This is a genomic window from Arcanobacterium phocisimile (genome assembly GCF_016904675.1).
In the GTDB taxonomy this organism is placed as follows: Bacteria; Actinomycetota; Actinomycetes; order Actinomycetales; family Actinomycetaceae; genus Arcanobacterium; species Arcanobacterium phocisimile.
In genome coordinates, this window is sequence record NZ_CP070228.1 from 645390 (window position 1) to 668575 (window position 23186).

Sequence of the window (23186 nt, forward strand, 5' to 3'; positions counted from 1 at the left end):
GCAGAATGGTAGAGAGAATCATGGATTTTCTAAAGAAGATTACTGAGTCCCAGCTCACCGAGCGTCCATCCTTCCGCCCTGGCGATACCGTTAAGGTCAACGTCAAGGTTGTTGAAGGTAACCGCCACCGTATCCAGGTCTTCCAGGGCCTCGTTATCGCCCGCAAGGGTGGCAACGGTGTCAACGGTACCTTCACAGTTCGTAAGGCATCGTTCGGCGTTGGAGTGGAGCGTACGTTCCCATTGCACTCTCCAAATGTTGACTCGATCGAGGTCGTTACCCGCGGTGACGTCCGTCGTGCAAAGCTATACTACTTGCGTAACGTACGTGGTAAGGCTGCAAAGATTAAGGAAAAGCGCAACTAAGCTCGCTGATCACAATCGTCGAAATGCCCTGGTTAGACCAGGGCATTTTGTTTTGTGATAGAACTGATACCTGACTCGCCCGCCGGCAGTGCACGAAATCCCAGCTGTTTATGTAATCTTAAGAAGAAGAAAAATTATAGGTCAGGGAGCACGATGTCATCGCACGACGATGCAGAATTTGATGCCGAACGTTACGCGCCGGCTCCAGCAGAGATGCCGCCGATTTTTGAGCCGGAATCTCTTGAAGAAGCGCGCGCCCAACGGCTACGTATCGTGCTGCCAGATACAACGGAAAAAAATATTCCGCTGTGGCGCAAGATCTTCTCCTCCCTGCTCGAAATTGCTACGGTTCTCGCAATCGCATTACTGTTCTCAGTTGTGCTTAAAACCTTCTTCTTGCAGGCTTTCGAGATTCCGTCAGGGTCTATGGAAGATACGATTATTAAAGACGACCGCGTAATCGTAAACAAAATGGCCGATACCGCAGGTGAACTCAACCGTGGCGATATCATCGTCTTCCTCGATCCAGGGCAATGGTTAGCTAACGCTCCAAAGGAAGAACTCTCCGGTTTCCAATCCGGGATGCGTAACGTGGGAGAAGCTCTCGGGTTGCTCCCACGGAATGCCGGAAGCCATTTGATTAAACGCCTGATTGGATTACCAGGTGATCATGTTGCCTGCTGTGATGATAAAGGCCGAGTAACGGTTAATGATACGCCGATTGACGAAACCTATATCAAGCCAGGTGTAACTCCGTCCAATGAGCCCTTCGACGTGACTGTACCGCGCGGCCACCTGTGGGTGATGGGCGATAACCGTTCCGACTCCAGCGATTCGCGTTACCACCAGCGGGTTGAAGGATCAGGATTTGTGCCGATCCGTAATGTTGAAGGCCGGGCATGGTTGCGTATCTTGCCACTGTCGCGCTTTGGCGAACTCCCGGATGTCTCCGAAGTGTTTGAGGGCGTGCCAGCTCCCAAACAGTGAAAGGCTGGAGTGAGTGTTACTTCCAGATCGCGTCATTGAACGAGAACTATTGGCCACAATTCCTGCTGGCACATTTCTCGCTGGAGTCGATGAGGTGGGCCGTGGTGCGCTTGCCGGGCCAGCTTCGGTGGGAATCGCTGTGATTGATGCCCAAACAAGTGATGAATTTCCGGATGGTTTGCGTGATTCCAAAATGCTTTCGGCACGGGCACGCGAAAATCTGGTCGAACCGGTGCGTGGCTGGGTATGTGGCTATGCGGTGGGCCATGCCAGCCCGGAGGATGTGAACCAGTTCGGCATTATGGGCGCGTTGCGGATTGCCGCTAGTCGGGCAGTCGCACAGCTGAGCGATTTTCCAATCGGTGCAGTGTTGCTTGATGGTAGCCATGACTGGTGGTCTTCGGAAGGACTGTTCGATCCGGGAGCATCGCTGCCTGATGTTCCGGTACGGATGGAAGTTAAAGGTGACGCGCGCTGTGCAGTCATTGCTGCGGCTAGTGTGCTTGCCAAGGTTGAACGTGACACAATGATGATTGACGCTGCTAGCCGTTTCCCAGGTTATGGTTTCGAACGAAACAAGGGATATTCTTCAGCCGCTCACATCGAAGCACTACGGGAACGCGGGCCATCGAGTTTCCATCGCACTGCGTGGAAACTCCCTGGGGTGGCGCAAGGAAAGTAACGAACGGGAGTAATAATGAGTGAGTTGGAAAATTTTGAAGCCGACGCCGAACTCGCACTGTATCGCGAGTACCGTGACGTTGTTAGTCTATTCCGGTTCGTTGTCGAAACTGAGCGTCGTTTCTATTTAGCGAACGACGTCGATGTGAAGGTCCGTGCCTCAGCTTCTGGCGATATTTTCTTCGAAGTGATGCTTAAAGATGCCTGGGTGTGGGATATTTACCGGCCTTCGCGTTTCATTCGTGAGGCGCGCGTAGTGACGTTCAAGGACGTCAACGTTGAAGAGTTGAACAAGCCAGATTTTTCCAATGAACTTCAGATGCGCTAGGTGAAGCTGCGCTAGTTGCGGCTGCGCTGGTGGCGGTGGCGCTGGGTGCAGCTAACTTAATCCACAGCAGTGGGCGCTGGGATGCTTGTCCACATCTTTTTATTTTAGGCTACGGGCCGATAGTATGATTTGGTCTCATTGACTGTATGGAACACGTTAATGATTCACAAGCTATCGGTGTGTGGGGCGAAGAAACCGCCTCACGATATTTGCAATCTCACGGATGGACGATACTAGATCGCAACTGGCGGTGTGCCAGCGGCGAGATTGATATTCTTGGGTTCGATCCGCACCGTGATGCGCTTGTTGCCGTCGAAGTAAAGACTCGGCGTTCGCAACGTTTTGGGATTCCAGAAGAGTCAGTCACAGAAGAAAAAATCACCAAGATTCGCAAGACGTTTACGGCGTGGCTTTATAGCCACCACCGTCGGGCTTCAACGATGGCGATCGATGTTATTGCCTTAACGTGCCATTCGGTTGATGATTTTCGTCTCCGCCACCTCAAAGGTATCTCATGAGTATCGGTATCGTCGGGCGTGCAACGGGCATGACACTCGTCGGAATCCAAGCCCATCCAGTCTTTATCGAAGCCGTCGTGTTACCCGGCCTACCGAATTGGTCCATGGTGGGTTTGGCGGACGCCGCAGTGAATGAAGCCCGCGAACGCTTGCGAGCAAGTTTTTCACACGTAGGCTTGCGCTGGCCCAACGAACGCGTCACGATTAATCTCTCACCAGCGTCCTTGCCCAAAACTGGCACCGCTTTGGACCTCGGGGTCGCCGTCGCTCTTCTGGCAGCGCAAGGATACCAGCCGTTAAGCGACACAACGATTGTCATTGGTGAACTAGGGTTAGACGGAACTATTCGATCTACCCGCGGTATTTTGCCCAGTATTGTTGCAGCTAGAGACCACGGATATACGCACGCGCTAGTACCGTCAACCAATGTCGACGAAGCACGTTTAGTTGAAGACATAGAAATTATCCCGGTCAGCCATATTGCCCAGGTAGCTCAATGGATGGGCAGCGATATACCCGTACCGCAATCAATCATCTCTTACCCGATAAGTGAGAACCCTACTGCGATCATGCAGGCGGCCGACGACTACGCAGATATGGCTGACGTGCGCGGGCAAGAAGCCGCTATGACCGGGGTAGAAGTGGCAGCTGCCGGTGGGCACCATATTTTGATGGTTGGCCCGCCGGGAGTTGGAAAATCAATGATCGCCTACCGCATGCCGTCGATCCTGCCAGACCTCTCCCACGAACAAGCAGTCGAAGTAGCTGCGATCGATTCCATCCAAGGTAAACGTATTACTCGTCTGCGTCAACGCCCACCTATTGCCGCCCCACACCACACGATTTCGGCAACCTCGCTCATCGGCGGTGGTAGCGGAATACCGCAACCTGGAGCTGTCACTCAGGCGCATCACGGCATCTTGTTCTGCGACGAGTTCGCGGAATTTGGGGTGCGCACGATCCAAGCCTTGCGAGAACCTTTGGAAAATGGGCACATCGATATTGCCCGGTCGCGTGCAACTGTACGCTTCCCGGCACAATTCCAACTTGTTGCAGCAGCCAACCCGTGTGCCTGCGGAAAAATACTCGACGGCCCAGGGGCTTGCACTTGCTCATCTCGCGAACTACGAACCTATCAGTCCAAACTCGGTGGCCCAGTTCGCGACCGGATCGACGTCGTCGTCGAACTTATCCGCCCAACACGCAGCGATCTGCATATTGCGGCACCCTCGTCGGCCACGCTACGCGAACGAGTAACGTGTGCTCGGACTCGCCAATACGCCCGTGCCAGAATGTTGAACTCGCGCCTTCCTGGCTCGTGGCTGCGGGAAAACACGGCGTTGAGCCCAGCTATTTCGGCGTTGTTCGATACCCGGTTGCGTACCGGGCAGTTGTCGATGCGCGGAATGGACCGGGTGTTGCGTATGGCCTGGAGTGTGGCTGATCTTGCTGGTCACGATCAGCCGAGCGACGACGATATTGCGCTGGCTTTTTCACTACGTACTGCATTGGAGGGATAATGATTGACGCCGAACATCGAGCAGCTCAGGCGTGGACATATATCGCTGAGGGTGGGAACCAATTAGCGCACGCCCTCATCACCGCCAGCTCCTACGAACAGGCTCTAGCATGGGTGCGACAATACGGAACCGGAAGTGTGCTTGCCCAAGAATTTGACGACGTCGTGGCGCGATTGCGTACGAGTAAATCCTTTGTAGAGCGAACGATTCGCGCTTGGCAGCTACGCCTGGAACACTATAGTGAAATATCGGAGGTGTCGCTTGGCAGGTTGGGAGCGCAGTGCCTTATTCCGGCAGATTCGTGCTGGCCGGGCATTCTCAACGATATGTTTGCGCCGCCACTAGCGTTGTGGATACGTGGAGATGCGGAAGTGTTGAACAAGCCCGGGATAGCGATTGTTGGCTCGCGTGCTGCAAGTACTTACGGGCAGCGGCTGGCGCGTAACCTCGCCTACGAAATATCTGAGAGTCACGTGGTGGTTTCTGGAGGCGCATTTGGTATTGATGCGCAGGTACACGTCGGTGCGCTACAGCATGGGCAGGCTACCAATAGCAGGCAGTCGACGATCATCGTCTCGGCAGGTGGAGTGGATCGCCCTTATCCGGCCTCGCATGCAGACCTGTTTACCCAGGCTATCGCGCACGGGGCGGTCATCTCAGAATCTGCGCTTGGTTCGGCTCCGCAACGTCACCGATTCTTGTCACGCAATCGTATTATTGCTGGTTTAGCGGCTGGCACGGTTGTTGTTGAAGCGCCGATGAGGTCGGGTGCGCTCTCAACAGCTCGTCACGCGATTGATTGCGGGCGGCCGGTTGGCGCATGCCCGGGTCAGGTGGATTCTCCAGGTTCGCAAGGTTCGCATGCGTTGATTCGCGATGGCGCCACGCTGATTCGCCACGCTGACGATGTGCGGGAAATGGTTTCTTGGCAGCAGCTCCAACTAGGAGACGGTATGGGTGAAGATATTTTTTCCATGCCCGACGACGGTTTCGATCCGGTGTTAGAAAAAGTGTGGGAGGCGATACCGGTGCGTTCGTGTGCTGATGCGCAAGCCGTCGCTCGTGTAGCCGGAGTAAGCGTGCAAGAAGCGCAAGCAAAACTCGCGTTGCTCGAACTTACTGGCCGGGTGAGCCGTTCGGTTCGTGGATGGAAACGCGCTAAGATCAAACAGTGAGCAATGAGCTAGCTAAAGAACTCGAAACCATCCTCGATGACTACCGCCGTGAATTAGAAGTCCGGCGAGGCCTGTCGGCACACACCTGCCGGGCCTATGTTAGCGAGGCGCGCTCACTGCTGGCATTCTTGACGGAACGAAGTGACGACGCGAGCCAAGCATTGGCCTACATCGATATTCGAGACCTGCGTGCCTGGCTCGCCCAACGCCAACAATCAGGCCATGCTCGAGCCTCCATTGCCCGTCATTCGGCAGCTATCCGTACCTTCACCTCGTGGATGTATAAAAACTCCATCATCGAAACAGATCCCGGTATCTCACTCAGAGCACCCCGCGCCGCAAACGAACTACCGCACGTACTCTCTGTAGAACAAGCCCGTACGCTGCTTGCCGCCGCCCGTGAACGAGCCGAATCAGCAGACCCGCTCATGATTCGCGACCGAGCAATTTTTGAACTGCTGTATGCCACGGCGATCCGCGTCAGCGAACTCACCGGAGCTAACGTATCCGATATTTCTCCCGAAGGAACCCTGCGTGTGATCGGAAAAGGCAACAAAGAACGCATCGTGCCATTTGGCAGGCCCGCACGCGAAACACTCATGGCCTGGCTACCTGTCCGTGCCCAGCTCCTAGCCCAAGAAGGCGCCGACGCTACCGAGCAGGCACTCTTTATCGGCGCTCGCGGAAAAAGGCTAGATCAGCGCATCGTGCGCGCTGCACTGAGCAAGCTCACCGCTTACGCCAAACTGCCCGATATTACCCCGCACGATTTACGCCACTCAGCAGCCACCCATCTTCTCGATGGCGGATCTGACTTACGTACCGTGCAAGAAATTCTCGGGCACGCTTCCATCGGCACCACTCAGCGTTACACCCACGTCAGCGCCGAACGCCTGCGGGCCGCATTCGGACAAGCCCACCCGCGAGCCTGAAAAGGAGAGGCGGGGCAAGCTACGCAGATTCCAGGCTCCTGGCTTGTGGCTTCCGGCATCGGGCGTCACTTACTCCAATAAAATGATGTCACCCTCGATGAGATATAGCGGATTGAGGTAACGATCTGGCGGGCGTTTGGCTCCCCAATGCAGGCAGGTCTCCACACCACAATGACCTAGTTGAACGGTTGCGATGAGTTCGCCTTGTGACACTCGTTGTCCCTTGGTTACCAGCGGGGACACCGGCTCGTAGGTAGTGCGAATGCCGTCAGGATGTTCGATAGAAATCACCATGCGATCATTAATCTGCCCGGCGTACACCACCACGCCGTCGGCTGGAGCAAAAATCGGGCTATCGACGTCGACCTCCAGATCGACGCCACGATGCCCGCGGTTCCAGTTATGCTCCCCAATGCGAAACGGGGTACGGATTTCGGCCGGAGCTCCCGTGGGCCACTGATACCTCACCTTCTGGTGATGTGTATGCAACGTCGCAGTCGACGATGGCGGCGGCACCGGAACGCTTGGAGCAACGCGCGGCACGTGGAAAGAGGAGTCGCTGGGCGTGGGCATTTTATGCGGTGCGGAAACAGTATCGGGTGCCGGGTTTAGGGGCAGGGAAGCCAGCGTGCCGATCGCCGCTAAACCAGCTACGAGTGGAAGAAATTTTACTAAACGAACCATATAGCTAGTATTCGCCATGCGATAGGTGCGCCGAGGGCTTGAACATAAAATGGTGGACATCTGGTTAGCAGGGGATAGGTGTGGACAATGTTGTCAAGACCACGCCGAGAAAAACCCCTGTTAGTCGCACAAACTCGCGCTTTCAGCTAGAATGAACAGGCTATGAAAATAGCAAATACACGCGCGTGTATGCCGAAAGGTCTCCAGTGCTTCGGTGCTTATGTTGTACTGGATGGCGCGCTAGAGTTTATTAGCAATCCCGCTAGTAAGCAGTAACCGTAAACAATGCGCAAAATTTCTGCGCCTGAGAAAGGACGACCATGGCAGTCGTTACTATGCGCCAGCTGCTTGAAGCTGGTGTCCACTTTGGTCATCAGACCCGTCGTTGGAACCCAAAGATGAAGCGTTTCATCTTGACCGAACGCAACGGCATTTACATCATTGACCTCCGCAAGACCGTCGAGGACATCAACGCCACCTACGATTTCGTCAAGGAAACCGTTGCTCACGGTGGAAACATCCTTTTCGTTGGTACCAAGCGCCAGGCACAGCAGCCAATCCGCGAACTCGCTGAGCGCGTTGGTATGCCATACGTCAACGAGCGTTGGTTGGGCGGTATGCTTACCAACTTCTCCACCGTGGCTTCCCGTATCCAGCGTCTAAAGGAACTCGAACTTATCGATTTCGACGATGTCGCAGGCTCAAAGTTCACCAAGAAGGAACTTTTGATGATGCGCCGCGAGAAGGAAAAGCTTGAGCGTACCCTTGGTGGTATTCGCGATATGGGCAAGGTTCCTTCCGCAATCTGGATCGTTGACACCAACAAGGAGCACCTCGCGGTTGCTGAAGCTAAGAAGCTCAACATCCCAGTCGTTGCTATTCTTGACACCAACTGTGATCCAGACACCGTCGATTACGGCATCCCAGGAAACGATGACGCTATCCGCTCCATCGAAATCCTCACCAACGTTGTTGCTGACGCAGTAGCAGAGGGCTTGCTCGCACGTGGTGGCGGCAAGAACACTGAAGAAGAGCCAATGCCTGAATGGGAGCGCGAGATGCTCGCATCCGAGAAGGCTGAGGAAGAAACTCCAGAGGCTCCAGCTGCAGAAGCTGAGTCAGCTGAAGAAAAGACTGAAGCCTGATCTTAGGCATACTGGAAGGTAAATTCTATGGCAAACTACACTGTTGCTGATATTAAGGCTCTTCGCGAGAAGACCGGCGCCGGCATGCTCGACGTAAAGAAGGCTTTGGCTGACGCTGAAGGCGATACCGCAAAGGCTGAAGAGCTGCTTCGCCTCAAGGGTCTCAAGGTTGCTGCAAAGCGCGAAGGCCGTACCGCAAGTGCAGGTCTCGTTCTTTCCAAGATCGTGGACTCCGCTGAAGGTCAGACCGGCTACATTCTCGAAGCTAACTCCGAGACCGACTTCGTTGCAAAGAACGAAAAGTTCATTGCTTTCGCTGAGGAAATCCTTGAAGCTGCTGTTAACTCCAAGTCCACCTCCGTTGAGGAACTTCTTGGCGTTGAACTAGCTGACGGCACCGTTAAGGACCGCATCGACACCTTCACCGGTGTTATCGGCGAAAAGCTTGCAATTAGCTCCCTCGAAGTTCTCTCCGGTGCTCACGTTGAGTCTTACATGCACCGCACTGCAACCGATCTTCCTCCACAGGTCGCTGTTCTCGTCGCTACCGACGAAGCAGGCACCAAGGTGGCTCACGATGTTGCAGTTCACGTTGCAGCTATGAACCCACAGTACTTGAACGAGGAAGAAATTCCAGCAGACGTTATCGAGAACGAGCGTCGCATTGCAACCGAAATCACCGTTGCTGAAGGCAAGCCTGAAGCAGCTGTGGCCAAGATTGTTGAAGGCCGTCTCAAGGGCTTCTTCAAGCAGATCGCTCTTGTTGATCAGGCATTCGCCCGTGATCCAAAGATGTCTGTTGGCCAGGTTGTTGAAGCTGCTGGCGGTAAGGTCACCGGTTTCAAGCGCGTTCGCGTTGGTGAAGCTGCTGCTGCAGCCGCCGAGGCTGAGGCTGAGTGAGCTAGAAGCTCGATGGACTCTTCGGAGTTCACGCTAGCTTATAGCTAGATACTTACTCTCAATAATGGCGAGGTTGAAAAACCTCGCCATTATTGTTTTTACCTGAAGAAATTTACGCGAACCCGTCAAAGTTCCCGACCATCACGGCACCTGCCCGCCCAAGGTTTAGCGACTAATGCCACCGTAGTCCCCTGCCTACTACCTGCCGCGACCCGGTAGAATAGTTCTAGTTTTAAGCGGTACTCGGCGCTGAACCGGCGTCGTTATCGGGAACGCATAGCATATCTAGTCCGCGATACTAAGGAGCACATTCATGAGCGTGGTTGTTGCATACAAGTACACCACGAACCCGCAAGATGCTCGGGTGAGTGACGATGGAACAGTTGATTGGTCACGTGCAAAACCAGCAATGAGTGATTACGATCCGGTAGCGGCACAAGTCGGCAAGGAGCTCGCTGCGAAGCTCGGCACTGAATCTATCGGGATAAGCGTCGGGCCAGCTGTTATCGGCAGTTCGATGGCACGCAAGAACGCAATGTCTAAAGGCTTTAGCCGCGGATTGATTTTGGCTGATGATGAAGCCACCGATCTCAACCCAACCCAATACGCACAGTTGCTCTCCCAGCTCATTGCCCGAGTTGACGATGCCACCATTGTTATCACCGGCGATGCCTCTATCGATAATGGCGCCGCTATGACTTCCGCGATCCTCGGTGGTTACCTTGGTTGGCCAACCTTCCAGCAGGTGGAAAAGATTGAGCCACAAGGCGATGGATTTGTCCTTACCCAGCAGGTTCCCAGCGGTAGTCGTAGGGTGGAAGTTGCTGGCCCGGTTGTTGTAGCAGTAACCTCTGATGCGGCCCGCGTCCCAGCGCCGTCGATGAAAGAAATTCTCGCCGCCGGAAAGACGCCAGTTGAGGTTGTGTCGATGGCCGACGTCGAATCAGCACCTGCAGGTGTAACGATCACCGGTCATGCCAAGCCAGCTGAGCGTGAACGCAAGCGCGTCATTTTTGCTGGACCAGACGCTGTTAATGAACTCGTCCAAGCCCTGCGCACAGACGGCGTACTCGACGGAAAGGAAGCCTGATGGCAACCACTTGGATTCTTAGCTCCACTGGAGAAATCGCTGACCTGGTTGAACTTGGCCGTCAGCGCGCTGACGGCATCACAGCCGTCGTCGTTGGTGACGCAGACGTTGCGGGCGTAGATTCAGCGATCACTATTGCTCTCGACGCCGATATGCCGGTTGAAGCGTTAGCACCAGTTGTTGCGCAAACTGTTAGCGCAGGTGCCGACGACGTCGTGCTCGTTGCAGATACGCCAACAGATCGCGTTTTGGGTGGGGCAGTGGCTGCCAAGCTTAATGCGCCCGTCCTCGTTGGGGTGCGTTCCTTAGGCGAGCACACCGCCGAAGTTTCTCGATTCGGTGCTATCACCTTGCAAACAGTGCACTTCGACGGTCCAGTCGTTGCTGTTCACGCCGGCGGTTCAGCGGTCGAGGGTGAAGCAGTTGCGCCGCAAAGCGCTACCGGTCAGCCGCATGCTGCTCGAGTTTCTTCCTATGACGTCAGCGAAACCCCAGATATTGATATTGCACATGCTCAGCGTGTTATCTGCGCTGGTCGCGGTTTCGAAAACAAAGAAGATCTGCAGCTCGCTCACGATCTAGCAGACGCCTTGGGTGCCGAGCTCGGCGTATCGCGTCCATTGGCAGAAGGCTATGGTTGGATGCCGCGTGAAAGCTACATTGGCGTATCGGGTCAGATTGTTGCACCGGAACTTTATATCGCTATCGGTATTTCTGGCCAGATTCACCACACTGCTGGCGTGACTGATTCGCAAACAATCGTGGCAATCAACAACGACGAGCTCGCAACGATTTTCGATTTCGCTGATTACGGCATTGTTGGCGATCTTTATGCGGTCTTGCCAGAGCTCACTGCCGCACTAGCTAACTAGGTTGCGGCTTTTGGGCCCGGTACTGACTCCGCTAACATCGAATAGCTAGTTCTACGCCGGCACTATGTGAAAGAAGCTTGATGGATATCGAATACGATTTTGACGTTATCGTTGTGGGAGCTGGCATTGCCGGTTTAACGACCGCGTATTTGTTGGCAAAAGATGGCCATGAAGTATTGCTGGCCGAACGCGGTAATGAGCCGGGGGAGAAGAACCTTTCCGGCGGAGTTTTCTATTCGCGTGTGATGGATGAGATCTTCGAAGGATTCTCCACCCAAGCACCAGTTGAGCGTTCGATTACCCGCAACGTCTTGACCTTGCTGAACGCCGAGTCGGCTGTATCAGTGGACTATTGGGATGCCTCGCTTTCCGAGCCAACCAATGCGGTGACAGTATTGCGTGCGAGGCTTGATCCGTGGCTTGCCGAGCAAGCAGAAGAAGCCGGTGTGACGCTGATGAGCGGGGTCAAGGTCGATGAGCTTGTAAAGAGTGAGTCGGGTGCCGTGTGCGGGATTCGTGCCGGCGAAGATGTGTTGCATGCGAAGATCGTGGTTTTGGCAGATGGCGTGAATTCTTTCCTCGCCCGGGCTGCCGGGCTGCGTGCGGCGCCAGCACCATCTCACGTTGGGGTGGGCGTGAAGTCGGTTATTCGTATCGGTGAAGACGCAGTGAACCAGCGTTTCGGCGTCGGCGGCGACGACGGCGCGGCATATGCGCTCGTTGGCGATGCTACCCGCGGGGTACCAGGCGGCGCCTTCTTGTATACGAACAAGGATTCGATCAGTTTAGGTATCGTGGTCAACGTTGCTGACCTAGCAAAGTCCGGGCACGACGTCGTCGATCTCCACGATCATTTCCTGGCCCACCCGTTCATCCAGCCACTCATTGCAGACGGCGAGTTGCTCGAATACGGCACCCATATGGTTGCCGAAGGCGGGCAAGCAATGGTTGGGCGCCTCGCATTCGATGGCGCAGTGATTGTTGGCGATGCTGCCGGGTTCACGATCAACAACGGTTTCGCTATTCGTGGCATGGATTTGGCGGCGGAATCGGGACGTTGCGCTGCCCAAGCAATCCATTTGGCGTTGAGCACTGGCGATTATTCGGCATCGGCGTTGGCCTCATATGAAGAAAACATTGCCCAGTCCTGGCTAGGCAAAGACATGGTCACGTTCAAGAAAGCTCCAGAGCTACTTGCTAACACGCCAGAACTATACGGTCAGCTCGGCGAATACGCGGCTAATGTGTTGCGCGGGGTATATCGCATGGATCAAACTCCACGCACCAAGATCGCCTCGCTCGTTGTGAAGAAAATGAAGACGTCCGGATTGAACGTGTGGAAGCTCGTCAAGATTATCCGCAAGATTCGAGGAGGGCTGTGATGGCTAAGAGTGAGTTCTCACTTCCACCACTTAATCGCCGACTAGCTGGTAATTCTTATGAAACCGACGACGGCAACTCGCATATCGAGGTTCATCAAGAAGCCCTCGCAGCCAGTGGTTTTGCCGATACGTTGATCCGTATCTGCCCGGCGAAGGTGTATTCGAAGAACCCTGATGGCACGGTTGCCGCCGAATACGCAGCCTGCCTCGAGTGCGGCACGTGTTTAGCAGCAGCTCCTGCGGGAACGTTGAGCTGGCATTATCCAGATTCCGGTATGGGTATCAGCTACCGCGAAGGCTGAGCTTTCTTACGCTGCGCGATTCGCAGAACAATGGAGACGATAACACGGTCTTCAGCCGGACCATCCCCGAAACTCAATCCGTTAAGAAACTTTCACGACTATACTGTCAAACAAGATGTAGTGGTACACATTAACGGAGGTGCGGCATGGTCGAAACAATCGCATTAGCTTTTTGCGCAATAGTCTTGGTCGCGTGTGGGATACTCATAGTCGTTGTAGGATCACGGATGACATCTGGAAAGCTTCCTCCCAACGAGACAGCGGGCACTAGAACATCATTTGCCCTAGAATCAGATGAAAACTGGTACTTTGTACAGCGTTTAACCGGACCACCAACAAAATGGTTGGGATACGCCCAGTTTTTATGGGTTCCAGCTTTCGTCGCCTTAGAGTTCACTGACAACGTTGGCTTTTTATATGCAACCGTAGCTGTGCAGATATTCCTCTTTATCCTGTTGTGGATTATTTACTTTAGGGGAATCAGACGCCGTAAAGAGCGCTTAGGCGCGTTTGCGCTCAATACGCCACATGACCAGGGCTGATGTTGTGGTGAGTGCGGCAAGGAAGACGACAACGCCGAGTGCCAGAAGCATTCCGGCGAGCCAGTTTGAGCCGCTAGAGCCGAGCGACTGACCAGCAAAGAACACGCCAGTGACGATGGCGATGCTGATCGCGGTTGCCATGCGCTGACCGGTTTGTAAGAAGCCGCCAGCAATTCCGCCATGTGTGCGAGGCACGTCCATCATAGTCAGAGTTTGGTTTGCTGCACCGAAGGCGCCGAATGCGAAGCCCTGCAAGACGAGGGGAATGGCAGCCCACCAGTAGCTTGCGCCATTTTCAATTTCCCAGACTGCGAATGCCAAAGCTGCCGAGCTGACAACGATGAGGATCGTACTTAGTACCTGGATTGCTGCGCCGTGTACATAGGAGTGGCGACCACTCCACATGGCGCCGAAACCAGATGAGATCGCATTGGGTAGTGTAAGAAGTCCGACACTTAGGGCACTGACTCCCACGCCGTTTTGAAGATAGATAGCAACGATTGCCATGATTGCTGGCCCGGCCATAAAGAATAGCGAACCGGTTAACGTTCCCAGGCCATATGTTGGTAGTTTAAGGAGATCGAGATCCATCATCGGGAATCGTCCGCGGGCTTTGTAGCGTTTCTCCCACACCACCCATACAGTACCTCCAAGAATTCCCAACGGAAGTAATCCCCACACCCACGGCGAGGTGCGGGACATGAACGGCAGCATGATGAAAAGAACAGTTAACACAAGCAGTAATGAACCGACCGGGTCAAGATCGATTTTTTCGCGACGGACAACGACGGGCTGTCCGGTAGTTGCGTGATCTAAGCCGAGAGCGCGTCGTTCTTTGCCGAAAGGGAGCCAGCGCGCGCCGAGAATGAGTCCGAGAGCGCCCAAAGGGAGGTTAACTGCGAATCCACCGCGCCAGCCGAGGTCGTTTCCGAACCAGCCAATGAGCAATCCGGAAAGAATAGGGCCGATTGCTACTGAGATAGCAACGGCTAATCCGAATAACGCAAATGCTCGGGTCCGGGCTTTGCCTTCAAAATATTGCACAATTAAGCCGGTGGTTTGTGGGGAGAGTACGCCTGCACCGATACCCTGAAAGACGCGCAAAATGTTAAGTACAAGAGTGGTTGGTGCCAGACCAGCAGCAAGGGATGCAAGTGTGAAGATGGTGAGGCCAATCATGAACAATGATGACCGTCCGAAAATGTCTCCTAATCGCCCGGCTGGGACAAGAACAACACCGATTGCCAGGGTGTATCCCGAGAGCACCCATTGCACTTCAGATGGGGAAGAACCAAGTGCTTCGGTTAATGCTGGTAGTGCATTGTTCACTGAGCTTACTTGCACGAGGGCCATCATGAGCGGAATGAGGAGTACAACGAGCAGTTGCCGTCGGTCATAAACTCGCGATGATCCGGGCACCGTGAATTCGTGTGCTGTCATGTTGTGTGCTCCTCTAAGTGCCGTGACGTAGCTGCGTATTTAGTCAATAGTATTGTTCAATGTAATTATTCGAGTTTAGTCTATTTAGATTTCAACTAACATGGCCGGCGGCACAATTTTGTGGTGATTTTCCTGACCATTTAGGCTAGAGGGTATGAGTGAAACGGTTCGAATAGATGTCTGGTTGTGGTCAGTGCGCCAAACTAAAACGCGCAGCCTTGCCACAAACGAATGCAAAGCAGGCCACGTGCGGATCAACGGCAACGTTGCCAAACCCTCGTCGCCAGTGAAAATCGGCGACGAAGTACGCTACCGATTCCAAGGATTTGACCGGATTTTGCAGGTCACCAGATTGTTAACTAAGCGCTCGAGCGCTACCCAAGCCCAAGCCTGTTATATCGACAAGAGCCCGCAACGCCCCAAAGTTTATATCCCGGTTTTCACTCGCGAACGTGGAGCGGGCCGGCCCACGAAAAAAGAACGACGCGAACTAGATCGAATCCTTGGACGTAATTCTAACTATGGCCACATGGGGTAGACTTTATTTAGCGTGAACTAGATGAAAGGTGCTCTATGTCTTCTCAACCAGCTTCACACGGCACTCGCCGTGTTTTACTCAAACTATCCGGAGAAGTCTTTGGTGGTGGAGGCATCGGCCTCGATACCAAAGTGCTGCGCCGAACTGCCGAAGAAATCGCCGAAGCTGTGCAGGCCGGGGTACAGGTCGCCGTCGTCGTCGGCGGTGGAAACTTCTTCCGTGGTATCGAACTTCAAGAAAACGGAATGGATCGGGCACGAGCTGATTACATGGGCATGCTCGGCACTGTCATTAACGCAGTCGCCTTACAAGACTTCCTCGAGAACTCTGGTATTCCGTCGCGCGTTCAAACCGCAATCACCATGAGTCAAGTTGCCGAAGCTTATATCCCGTTGCGTGCTATCCGCCACCTAGAAAAGGGCCGCGTCGTTATTTTTGGCGCTGGTGCCGGAATGCCATACTTCTCCACCGATACCGTCTCCGCCCAACGTGCGCTTGAACTTCGCTGCAACGAATTGCTGGTAGGTAAGAACGGAGTAGACGGCGTCTACACTGCTGATCCACGCAAGGATCCACAAGCTGTCATGTTAGAAGAACTCACCTACGAGCAAGCTTTGCGTGACCACCTGAAAGTCGTTGACGCAGCAGCATTCTCGCTGTGTCAAGATAATGGCATGACTATGCGCGTTTTTGGAATGGGTACACCAGGAAACGTGTCTCGTGCACTCCGCGGCGAAAAGATCGGTACCCTAGTGACAACAACCCCCAACAATTGAGGAACAACAATGATTGACGAAACACTGCTCGAAGCTGAAGAGAAGATGGGTAAGGCGATCGACGTCGCCCACAATGACTTTTCCAAGATCCGCTCGGGTCGAGCAAACCCAGAACTCTTTACCTCGCTGGTCGTAGACTACTACGGAGCACCAACCCCGCTCCAGCAGCTGGCAACTGTGTCTGTTCCAGAAGCACGCACCGTTCTCATCTCTCCGTACGATCGTTCCGCAATGAAGGATATTGAGCGCGCAATTCAAGAATCAGATCTGGGCCTCAACCCAACTGACGACGGTCAAGTGTTGCGGATTAACCTTCCAGCTTTGACTGAAGAGCGCCGCCGTGAATACGTCAAATTGGCGAAGACCAAGGGCGAAGACGCCCGCATTTCGATCCGCGCTATCCGCCGCAAGGCAAAGGAAACTCTTGACAAGATCAAGAAGGACGGCGATGCCGGTGAAGACGATGTCGAGCGCGCTGAAAAAGAACTCGAAACCCTTACCAAGAAGTACGTCGACAAGATCGATGCTCTTCTTGAAGCTAAGGAAAAGGAATTAATGGAGATCTGATTTTGACCAGTCCAAGCCCAACAAAAAACGCTACGTTTTTAAGCCGTCTCGTACCGCATCCGCCACGTCCACCACAGGAGGTGACATCGCGTGCGGGACGGAACGTTCCGGCAGCAGTAGCTACCGGTCTGGGATTGTTGGGCTTGGTCGGTCTATCCTTGGCCTACAAGATGGAAATCTTTGTGGCGCTTGCGATTGCTTTTTTGGTCGTAGGTATATGGGAGATTGCGGGAGCGTTCTTAGCACGTAATATCCGTATACCTTTCATTCCGTTGATCATTGGCGGAGTTGGCATGATGCTAGCGACGTGGTCGGGCGGATTGCGCGATGGACTCATTGTGTTCTTCTTCGCCGCTGGCGTTGCGATGTTGTGGCGTACCTATATGGCAGAAGATCATGTTTTAACTGACGGGATCGCTGGTGTTTTTGCACTGGCATGGATCGGTATTTTTTCCATGTTCGCCGTGGCGCTAGCTGCCCTATCGCAGGGCGCTTTTGCCGTTATTGCCTTCGTTCTGCTTCCGGTCGCTTCCGATACGGGTGGTTGGCTTGCCGGTATTAATTTCGGCAAACATCCGATCGCGCCGTCGATTTCGCCCAAAAAATCGTGGGAAGGATATATCGGCTCCACAATTGGTGCGTTACTTGCTGCGCTTGTCACCGTGTGGCTCGGTCTCGGATTGCCCTGGTATGCGGCAGTGATTATTGGGCTAACGATCCCCATCTTTGCAACCGCCGGGGATTTTTCGGAATCGTTGCTCAAACGTGATCTTGGCGTTAAAGATATGGGATCTATCTTCCCAGGTCACGGCGGTGTGCTCGATAGGGTAGATTCGTTGTTGTTTTGCGCGCCGATTCTCTACGTTATTCTTACCTACGGATTCGGATTAAACTAGCCAGACGCATTGTGACGTGGTTGTGAAGGACTGGAATGAAGAAAACGAAACAGGTTTTGCCTCGAGTAGAGCAGGGGCCGCGCCCGTCGCTGTCATTCACTGCTCAACGACATGGCAAACCCCCGCGCCATCTAGCTGATCTGTCGCGCACCGAGCGCCGCGAGTTAGTTGCTGATCTGGGATATCCGCAGTTCCGTGCAGATCAGTTGTCCAAGCATTATTTTGAACATAACTGCATCGATCCGTTGCAGATGAGTGATCTGCCGCAAGCCCAACGTGAGAAACTCGTTGATATGCTGTTGCCGCCCCTGATCACTAAAGTTCGCGACCAAGTCGCCGATCAAGGTAAAACGATCAAAACTCTGTGGAAACTGTTCGATGGGGCAGTAGTTGAGTCCGTTTTGATGAAGTACCCGGACCGAGCTACGTTATGTATTTCTTCCCAAGCGGGTTGTGGCATGGCGTGCCCATTTTGTGCCACCGGCCAGGCGGGATTGACGCGTAACCTCACTACTGCTGAGATTATCGAACAGTTGCGCTATGCCCGCCAAGCAGCTGCTGATGGTGTTTTCGGCGAACCGGTTCGCGTGTCAAACGTCGTGTTTATGGGGATGGGTGAGCCGTTGGCTAACTATCCAGCAGTACGCGATGCGCTCCATCGTATGATTGATCCAGCTCCTGAAGGTTTTGGCATGTCGGCACGCAATGTCACAGTTTCGACTGTGGGCATGGTGCCGGTCATCAACAAGCTTGCTGACGAAGGCCTGCCAGTGACGTTGGCTGTGTCGTTGCATGCTCCTGACGACGAATTGCGTGACGATCTCATCCCGATTAATTCTCGCTATAAAGTTGGTGAATTATTGGATGCTGCGCGACGCTATTTCGTGCGCACTGGGCGCCGCGTCTCGATTGAGTATGCGTTAATTAAAGATATGAACGACCACGAGTGGCGTGCCGAACTGCTAGCTGCTGAGCTTAATTCGCGCGGTCGCGGCTGGGTGCATATTAATCCGATTCCGTTGAACCCTACACCTGGTTCGATTTGGACTGCCTCAACTGCCCACGCTACTGATACGTTTGTTAAAACATTGTCACGCGCTGGAATTTCGACGACGATTCGCGACACTCGCGGTTCCGATATCGATGGTGCCTGTGGTCAGTTGGCGGCCGAGGTTGTGGATCGTGAGCATGTTTCTCGGCGCGCAGCAAAAGCCCAAGCTGCGGTAGACGCACGTATCGATGCGCACCGTAGCGAACCTCAAGATTTTGATTCAACACTGGCAGCAATTGCTGCTTCGCATAATGGAGATAACGACGATGAGTGATACTTTCTCACGGGTTGGTTGGCTACATTCTGGATACAGTCCGGCCGACGTGGATTCGTTTTTTGCCCGGGCTAAAGATGCCTACGATATGAGTGGCGAAGAAGCTAACGATTTTTCTGAAGCGACTGTGCGCGATGTGTCTTTCCCATGGGTACGCAACGGCTACCATGCTCAGCTTGTTGATGCGGCACTTGACCGTCTCGAGCAGGCGTTCGTACAACGCCGTCGCGCTAACTGTGTGCGTGACAAGGGCGAAGAAGAGTGGGTGCGCACAATCTATGATCGAGCTACCAGCTTGTATCCGCGATTGCGTCGCCCGCAAGGCCAACGGTTCGCTCATCCGGACACGCACGGCTACTCGGTGACCGAAGTAGATCAGCTCATCGAACGCGTTATTGCGTTCTTCGACAAGGCTGAACCGTTAACGTCCGTTGAGGTTCGGAACACGACGTTCTCGCAGGCAAAGGGTGAAAGTGCCTATGATGAAGGCGTAGTGGATGTCTTCCTTGATCGGGTTGTGTCAGTACTGATGAGTGTTGAATAATGCGTGATGTGATTGTTCTTGGGTCTACCGGTTCTATTGGTACCCAGACGCTTGATGTTATTTCACGCCATCGTGACCAATTCCGGGTTCGTGCGCTTGGTGCCGGTGGCAGTCAGCTAGAACTTTTAGCTGAGCAAGCCGCGGTGTTCCAACCTGTAGTTGTGGGGATTGCGGTTGAGGAAAAACTCGCCGAGTTCAGCCGGATCTGGGAAGATCGCTATAGCGAACAACCTATGCCGCACCTGGTTGGCGGTGAACAGGCAATGTCTGAGCTGGCAGGGCTAGGCTCCGGGCGTAGCATCACTGATTCTGACGTCGTCGTTAACGGCATGACCGGATCGGTTGGGCTGTTGCCCACGCTCGCCGCACTGCATTCTGGTGCGACGCTCGCTTTAGCAAACAAAGAATCTCTCGTGGTTGGCGGTGGGCTTATCGCTGACGCGATGGTGTGGCCCGGCCAGATAGTGCCGGTAGATTCCGAACATTCCGCTATTGCGCAGGCCTTGCGTTCGGGGCGGCACCGCAAAGGTTTAACCTCGCCAGTAGTGGATGGCACGAGTGAAGTCTCACGTATTATCCTTACCGCGTCCGGCGGCCCATTCCGCGGTATGAGCCGCAGCGATTTAGGTAACGTCACCGCCGAGCAGGCGTTGAACCATCCGACGTGGTCAATGGGGCCGGTGGTCACGATTAACTCCTCGACGTTGATGAACAAAGGCCTGGAGCTCATTGAAGCTGCCTACCTGTTCGACGTTGACCCAACCGATATTGTTCCGGTTGTCCATCCGCAATCCATCATTCATTCGATGGTGGAGTTCCGTGACGGTTCGACTCTTGCCCAAGCATCGCCGCCAGATATGCGGCTACCGATCGCGCTCGGTATTTCCTGGCCGAACCGGTTGCCGGATGTTGCTCGCGCGAACGCGTGGGATCAGCCGGTGGCGTGGACATTTGAACCCCTCGACCACGACGTCTTCCCAGCCGTGCGCCTGGCACAAAGTGCGGTGGCGGCTTCCAGCCTGCACCCAGCTGTACTCAACGCAGCAAATGAAGAATGCGTTGCGGCGTTTTTGGCTGGAAAGTTGCCGTATTTGGGCATTATTGACACGGTACGTGACGTCATAGAAACGATAGATTTTCCGAACGGTAACGACGTCGAAACTGTACTTGATATCGAACGTCGTGCCCGCGAACGTGCCCACGAGCTGATGGCTCGTCGCGCAAACTAAGGACGAAAATTAGCTATGCTTCCTGGAATACTTTTTATGGTTGTGGGTCTCGTCTTGTCGGTAGCGATCCACGAGTTAGGTCATTTGATTCCGGCGAAAAAGTTCGGTGCCAAAGTGAGCCGATACTTTGTGGGATTTGGTCCGACCGTGTGGTCGACGCATAAAGGCGGAACCGAATGGGGAATCAAAGCGATCCCGCTGGGCGGATTCGTTTCCATTGCAGGCATGTTGCCGCCGGCTGGACCTAGTACAGTAACGACAAAGGCTGACGGTTCGCTCACGCTAGCTCAAGAAGCTCGCCTCCAATCAGCTGAAGAATTTGACGATCCGGCGCAACCTGGTGCGTTTTGGCGGTTACCCGCCCGCCTGAAGCTGATCGTTATGTTTGGCGGCCCATTCACAAACCTGATTATCAGCGTTGTGCTACTTGCCGCAGTGACGCTAGGAATCGGATTGCCGCATGCGTCGACGACGATTGCGCAAGTTGCGGACTGCGTCGACTCTTCGCTTTCATGTACGCCGGCGCCGGCGCGCGACGTCATTAAACCAGGCGATACGATCACCATGTGGGGCTCGACCCCAGTGGAGTCCTGGCCGCAAATCCAGCAGGCGATCGCTGATGGCGGAACCGAACCAACCGACGTCGTCGTCGAACGTGCGGGGAAGAAAGAAACCCTCCAGGTGACCCCGGTGATGCGCGAAACCACTGACGGCTCTGGAAGTACAGTCACGCGGCCTTATGTGGGAATCGGCCCGATTATTGAGCGACGCTCCGGCCAGCTAGCCGATGTGCCACGCCAAGCCTGGCAGATGGCGGTCGGAACAACAAAGATTCTTGCCCAGCTACCGGTGAAACTTTGGGATGCTGCATCGACGCTGGTCACAGGCGAAAAGCGTAGCCCAGACTCGGTTGTGGGACTCGTCGGGATTGCCGACGTGGCTGGATCCATCAGTGCCGCACAGGCACAAAACTATGGGTTCCTTGATCGGCTTGCCGATTTAACCATGCTACTCGCAGGGCTGAACATGACCTTGTTCATCTTCAACCTCATCCCATTACTCCCTCTCGATGGTGGCCACATTCTTGGGTCAATCATTGAAGGTACCCGCCGGAAAATCGCATTTGCTCAAGGGAAACCCGATCCTGGAGCGTTCGATACTGCCCGGCTTTTGCCGGTGAGCTATGCCATGATTATGTTCTTTGTTTTCATGACTGTTTTGCTTATTGTGGTAGATATTGTTAATCCCATCGTGTGAGAACTGAATAAGAGTGGAATAATACTGATCGTGAATACGCCAGTTGCTTTAGGAATACCAACAGTAAAAGAACCAGCTCCCGTACTTTCTCCGCGCCGGAAGACGCATAAGATCCGCGTGGGCGATGTTTTCGTCGGCGGTGATGCTCCGGTCTCGGTTCAATCAATGACGACGACGAAAACCCACGACATCGGCGCAACCTTGCAGCAGATTGCAGAATTAACAACTGCTGGTTGCGATATTGTGCGTGTGGCTTGCCCAACGGATAAAGATGCCGAAGCGTTGCCAATCATCACAACGAAGTCGCAAATCCCAGTGGTTGCCGATATCCATTTCCAGCCACGCTACGTTTTTGCAGCTATCGATGCCGGCTGTGGTGTGCGTGTGAATCCGGGAAACATCAAAAAGTTTGACGATAAAATCCCGGAGATTGCGGCTGCTGCGAACGCCAACGGTACCGCAATGCGTATCGGTATCAATGCCGGTTCCCTCGATCCGCGTCTACTGCAAAAGTACGGTAAAGCTACTCCGGAGGCTCTCGTGGAGTCGGCAGTGAATGAAGCTCGGTTGTTTGAAGATGCCGGATTCTATGATTTCGCTATTTCGGTTAAGCACCACGATCCAGTGACGATGGTTCGCGCTTATGAGTTGCTCTCCGAGGCCGGGGATTGGCCGTTACACCTCGGTGTGACCGAAGCTGGCCCCGCCTTCCAGGGAACGATTAAGTCTTCGGTGGCTTTCGGTGCGTTGCTTGCCCAAGGTATTGGCGATACGATTCGGGTCTCGCTTTCTGCGCCACCGGTCGAAGAGGTCAAGGTTGGCGAAGCGATTTTGCGTTCGATGAATTTGCGCCCGAAGAAGCTCGAGATTGTTTCTTGCCCATCGTGTGGCCGTGCACAAGTTGATGTTTACACGTTGGCCGAGCAGGTTTCCGAAGGCTTGAAGGATATTTCCTTCCCGCTGCGAGTAGCTGTGATGGGTTGTGTTGTTAACGGTCCAGGTGAGGCTCGTGAAGCTGACCTGGGTGTTGCTTCAGGTAACGGCAAGGGGCAGATCTTTGTGCGTGGTGAGGTTGTCGATACTGTTCCAGAAGCAGATATTGTGCCAACTCTTATTGCGCGTGCTCGCATTGTTGCGCAAGAACTCGGATTGAAAGAGGATGCGGACGCATCACCTGAAGTGATCGTGTGA

At 54.1% G+C, this 23186-nt stretch carries 26 protein-coding genes; 24 read left to right on the forward strand and 2 right to left on the reverse strand.

The window, feature by feature from the left end:
* Window positions 1-20 precede the first annotated feature (20 nt).
* The 8 genes from rplS to JTE88_RS02855 all read left to right on the forward strand — a co-directional run bounded on the left by rplS (window position 21) and on the right by JTE88_RS02855 (window position 6506).
* On the forward strand, window positions 21-365 hold the full coding sequence (rplS, locus tag JTE88_RS02820) for a 50S ribosomal protein L19 (RefSeq protein WP_275586621.1): 345 nt from the start codon (window positions 21-23) through the stop codon (window positions 363-365).
* A gap of 153 nt (window positions 366-518) precedes the next feature.
* A complete protein-coding gene (gene lepB, locus JTE88_RS02825; RefSeq protein WP_204425240.1) occupies window positions 519-1352 on the forward strand; it encodes a signal peptidase I in 834 nt (277 codons plus the stop codon).
* A 13-nt stretch (window positions 1353-1365) separates the two neighbouring features.
* Entirely contained in the window at window positions 1366-2034 is a 669-nt protein-coding gene (locus JTE88_RS02830; protein WP_204425241.1) for a ribonuclease HII, read from the forward strand.
* 15 nt (window positions 2035-2049) lie between these two features.
* Window positions 2050-2361, forward strand: coding sequence for a DUF2469 domain-containing protein (locus tag JTE88_RS02835; protein ID WP_204425242.1), 312 nt, complete (start codon window positions 2050-2052; stop codon window positions 2359-2361).
* A gap of 146 nt (window positions 2362-2507) precedes the next feature.
* Window positions 2508-2879 (forward strand): YraN family protein, encoded by a 372-nt coding sequence (locus JTE88_RS02840; RefSeq protein WP_204425243.1) that lies wholly within the window; start codon window positions 2508-2510, stop codon window positions 2877-2879.
* Window positions 2876-4399 carry a YifB family Mg chelatase-like AAA ATPase gene (locus JTE88_RS02845; RefSeq protein WP_204425244.1) on the forward strand — a complete coding sequence of 508 codons (1524 nt, stop codon included), beginning with the start codon at window positions 2876-2878 and terminating at the stop codon, window positions 4397-4399. Before JTE88_RS02840 ends, JTE88_RS02845 begins: the two co-directional genes overlap by 4 nt.
* Complete coding sequence (gene dprA / locus JTE88_RS02850; protein ID WP_204425245.1) at window positions 4399-5574, forward strand: DNA-processing protein DprA; 1176 nt, start codon at window positions 4399-4401, stop codon at window positions 5572-5574. The genes JTE88_RS02845 and dprA overlap by 1 nt, the downstream gene beginning before the upstream one ends.
* Window positions 5571-6506, forward strand: coding sequence for a tyrosine recombinase XerC (locus JTE88_RS02855; protein WP_204425246.1), 936 nt, complete (start codon window positions 5571-5573; stop codon window positions 6504-6506). Before dprA ends, JTE88_RS02855 begins: the two co-directional genes overlap by 4 nt.
* Before the next feature lie 69 nt (window positions 6507-6575).
* Here JTE88_RS02855 and JTE88_RS02860 read toward each other — a convergent pair whose 3' ends face one another.
* Complete coding sequence (locus tag JTE88_RS02860; protein WP_204425247.1) at window positions 6576-7190, reverse strand: M23 family metallopeptidase; 615 nt, start codon at window positions 7188-7190, stop codon at window positions 6576-6578.
* 320 nt (window positions 7191-7510) lie between these two features.
* On the opposite strand from JTE88_RS02860, the gene rpsB reads away from it, so the two are divergent.
* The 7 genes from rpsB (at window position 7511) to JTE88_RS02895 (ending at window position 13423) form a co-directional block, all read left to right on the forward strand.
* Window positions 7511-8335, forward strand: coding sequence for a 30S ribosomal protein S2 (rpsB, locus tag JTE88_RS02865; RefSeq protein ID WP_204425249.1), 825 nt, complete (start codon window positions 7511-7513; stop codon window positions 8333-8335).
* A gap of 27 nt (window positions 8336-8362) precedes the next feature.
* Entirely contained in the window at window positions 8363-9235 is an 873-nt protein-coding gene (tsf, locus tag JTE88_RS02870; protein ID WP_204425250.1) for a translation elongation factor Ts, read from the forward strand.
* Between the two features lie 313 nt (window positions 9236-9548).
* The gene (locus tag JTE88_RS02875; RefSeq protein ID WP_204425251.1) at window positions 9549-10325 is read left to right on the forward strand and encodes an electron transfer flavoprotein subunit beta/FixA family protein; all 777 of its coding nucleotides are present in this window, start codon (window positions 9549-9551) and stop codon (window positions 10323-10325) included.
* Window positions 10325-11197 carry an electron transfer flavoprotein subunit alpha/FixB family protein gene (locus JTE88_RS02880; protein WP_204425252.1) on the forward strand — a complete coding sequence of 291 codons (873 nt, stop codon included), beginning with the start codon at window positions 10325-10327 and terminating at the stop codon, window positions 11195-11197. The genes JTE88_RS02875 and JTE88_RS02880 overlap by 1 nt, the downstream gene beginning before the upstream one ends.
* An 80-nt stretch (window positions 11198-11277) precedes the next feature.
* Window positions 11278-12579 (forward strand): FAD-dependent oxidoreductase, encoded by a 1302-nt coding sequence (locus tag JTE88_RS02885; RefSeq protein ID WP_204425253.1) that lies wholly within the window; start codon window positions 11278-11280, stop codon window positions 12577-12579.
* Window positions 12579-12881: a ferredoxin family protein gene (locus tag JTE88_RS02890; protein WP_204425254.1), complete on the forward strand. Its 303-nt coding sequence runs from the start codon at window positions 12579-12581 to the stop codon at window positions 12879-12881. Before JTE88_RS02885 ends, JTE88_RS02890 begins: the two co-directional genes overlap by 1 nt.
* 227 nt (window positions 12882-13108) lie before the next feature.
* Window positions 13109-13423, forward strand: coding sequence for an SdpI family protein (locus JTE88_RS02895; protein WP_204425255.1), 315 nt, complete (start codon window positions 13109-13111; stop codon window positions 13421-13423).
* On the opposite strand, the gene JTE88_RS02900 is transcribed toward JTE88_RS02895, so the two are convergent.
* Window positions 13382-14863: an MFS transporter gene (locus tag JTE88_RS02900; protein ID WP_204425256.1), complete on the reverse strand. Its 1482-nt coding sequence runs from the start codon at window positions 14861-14863 to the stop codon at window positions 13382-13384. The genes JTE88_RS02895 and JTE88_RS02900 overlap by 42 nt on opposite strands.
* A gap of 154 nt (window positions 14864-15017) precedes the next feature.
* On the opposite strand from JTE88_RS02900, the gene JTE88_RS02905 reads away from it, so the two are divergent.
* The 9 genes from JTE88_RS02905 to ispG are packed head-to-tail and all read left to right on the forward strand — an operon-like array spanning window position 15018 to window position 23186.
* Window positions 15018-15401 (forward strand): RNA-binding S4 domain-containing protein, encoded by a 384-nt coding sequence (locus JTE88_RS02905; protein ID WP_091282091.1) that lies wholly within the window; start codon window positions 15018-15020, stop codon window positions 15399-15401.
* A gap of 35 nt (window positions 15402-15436) precedes the next feature.
* Window positions 15437-16177, forward strand: coding sequence for a UMP kinase (gene pyrH, locus JTE88_RS02910; RefSeq protein ID WP_204425257.1), 741 nt, complete (start codon window positions 15437-15439; stop codon window positions 16175-16177).
* 9 nt (window positions 16178-16186) lie between these two features.
* Window positions 16187-16744, forward strand: a complete 558-nt coding sequence (frr, locus tag JTE88_RS02915) for a ribosome recycling factor (protein ID WP_204425259.1) — start codon at window positions 16187-16189, stop codon at window positions 16742-16744.
* A 2-nt stretch (window positions 16745-16746) separates the two neighbouring features.
* Window positions 16747-17640 carry a phosphatidate cytidylyltransferase gene (locus JTE88_RS02920; protein WP_204425261.1) on the forward strand — a complete coding sequence of 298 codons (894 nt, stop codon included), beginning with the start codon at window positions 16747-16749 and terminating at the stop codon, window positions 17638-17640.
* 35 nt (window positions 17641-17675) lie between these two features.
* Window positions 17676-18965: a dual-specificity RNA methyltransferase RlmN gene (gene rlmN, locus JTE88_RS02925; RefSeq protein WP_204425263.1), complete on the forward strand. Its 1290-nt coding sequence runs from the start codon at window positions 17676-17678 to the stop codon at window positions 18963-18965.
* Window positions 18958-19509, forward strand: coding sequence for a DivIVA domain-containing protein (locus JTE88_RS02930; protein WP_204425265.1), 552 nt, complete (start codon window positions 18958-18960; stop codon window positions 19507-19509). Before rlmN ends, JTE88_RS02930 begins: the two co-directional genes overlap by 8 nt.
* Window positions 19509-20738, forward strand: coding sequence for a 1-deoxy-D-xylulose-5-phosphate reductoisomerase (gene dxr / locus JTE88_RS02935; protein ID WP_204425267.1), 1230 nt, complete (start codon window positions 19509-19511; stop codon window positions 20736-20738). The genes JTE88_RS02930 and dxr overlap by 1 nt, the downstream gene beginning before the upstream one ends.
* A 15-nt stretch (window positions 20739-20753) precedes the next feature.
* Window positions 20754-21995, forward strand: coding sequence for a M50 family metallopeptidase (locus JTE88_RS02940; RefSeq protein WP_204425269.1), 1242 nt, complete (start codon window positions 20754-20756; stop codon window positions 21993-21995).
* A 30-nt stretch (window positions 21996-22025) separates the two neighbouring features.
* Window positions 22026-23186, forward strand: a complete 1161-nt coding sequence (gene ispG, locus JTE88_RS02945) for a flavodoxin-dependent (E)-4-hydroxy-3-methylbut-2-enyl-diphosphate synthase (protein ID WP_204425271.1) — start codon at window positions 22026-22028, stop codon at window positions 23184-23186.

Excerpts from the sequence above, each read along its gene's own strand:
- rplS (WP_275586621.1), top strand. The coding sequence starts at position 21 with ATGGATTTTCTAAAGAAGATTACTGAGTCCCAGCTCACCGAGCGTCCA.
- lepB (WP_204425240.1), top strand. The coding sequence starts at position 519 with ATGTCATCGCACGACGATGCAGAATTTGATGCCGAACGTTACGCGCCG.
- JTE88_RS02835 (WP_204425242.1), top strand. The coding sequence starts at position 2,050 with ATGAGTGAGTTGGAAAATTTTGAAGCCGACGCCGAACTCGCACTGTAT.
- JTE88_RS02840 (WP_204425243.1), top strand. The coding sequence starts at position 2,508 with ATGGAACACGTTAATGATTCACAAGCTATCGGTGTGTGGGGCGAAGAA.
- JTE88_RS02845 (WP_204425244.1), top strand. The coding sequence starts at position 2,876 with ATGAGTATCGGTATCGTCGGGCGTGCAACGGGCATGACACTCGTCGGA.
- dprA (WP_204425245.1), top strand. The coding sequence starts at position 4,399 with ATGATTGACGCCGAACATCGAGCAGCTCAGGCGTGGACATATATCGCT.
- JTE88_RS02860 (WP_204425247.1), bottom strand. The coding sequence starts at position 7,190 with ATGGTTCGTTTAGTAAAATTTCTTCCACTCGTAGCTGGTTTAGCGGCG.
- rpsB (WP_204425249.1), top strand. The coding sequence starts at position 7,511 with ATGGCAGTCGTTACTATGCGCCAGCTGCTTGAAGCTGGTGTCCACTTT.
- tsf (WP_204425250.1), top strand. The coding sequence starts at position 8,363 with ATGGCAAACTACACTGTTGCTGATATTAAGGCTCTTCGCGAGAAGACC.
- JTE88_RS02875 (WP_204425251.1), top strand. The coding sequence starts at position 9,549 with ATGAGCGTGGTTGTTGCATACAAGTACACCACGAACCCGCAAGATGCT.
- JTE88_RS02880 (WP_204425252.1), top strand. The coding sequence starts at position 10,325 with ATGGCAACCACTTGGATTCTTAGCTCCACTGGAGAAATCGCTGACCTG.
- JTE88_RS02885 (WP_204425253.1), top strand. The coding sequence starts at position 11,278 with ATGGATATCGAATACGATTTTGACGTTATCGTTGTGGGAGCTGGCATT.
- JTE88_RS02890 (WP_204425254.1), top strand. The coding sequence starts at position 12,579 with ATGGCTAAGAGTGAGTTCTCACTTCCACCACTTAATCGCCGACTAGCT.
- JTE88_RS02895 (WP_204425255.1), top strand. The coding sequence starts at position 13,109 with ATGACATCTGGAAAGCTTCCTCCCAACGAGACAGCGGGCACTAGAACA.
- JTE88_RS02900 (WP_204425256.1), bottom strand. The coding sequence starts at position 14,863 with ATGACAGCACACGAATTCACGGTGCCCGGATCATCGCGAGTTTATGAC.
- JTE88_RS02905 (WP_091282091.1), top strand. The coding sequence starts at position 15,018 with ATGAGTGAAACGGTTCGAATAGATGTCTGGTTGTGGTCAGTGCGCCAA.
- pyrH (WP_204425257.1), top strand. The coding sequence starts at position 15,437 with ATGTCTTCTCAACCAGCTTCACACGGCACTCGCCGTGTTTTACTCAAA.
- frr (WP_204425259.1), top strand. The coding sequence starts at position 16,187 with ATGATTGACGAAACACTGCTCGAAGCTGAAGAGAAGATGGGTAAGGCG.
- rlmN (WP_204425263.1), top strand. The coding sequence starts at position 17,676 with ATGAAGAAAACGAAACAGGTTTTGCCTCGAGTAGAGCAGGGGCCGCGC.
- JTE88_RS02930 (WP_204425265.1), top strand. The coding sequence starts at position 18,958 with ATGAGTGATACTTTCTCACGGGTTGGTTGGCTACATTCTGGATACAGT.
- dxr (WP_204425267.1), top strand. The coding sequence starts at position 19,509 with ATGCGTGATGTGATTGTTCTTGGGTCTACCGGTTCTATTGGTACCCAG.
- JTE88_RS02940 (WP_204425269.1), top strand. The coding sequence starts at position 20,754 with ATGCTTCCTGGAATACTTTTTATGGTTGTGGGTCTCGTCTTGTCGGTA.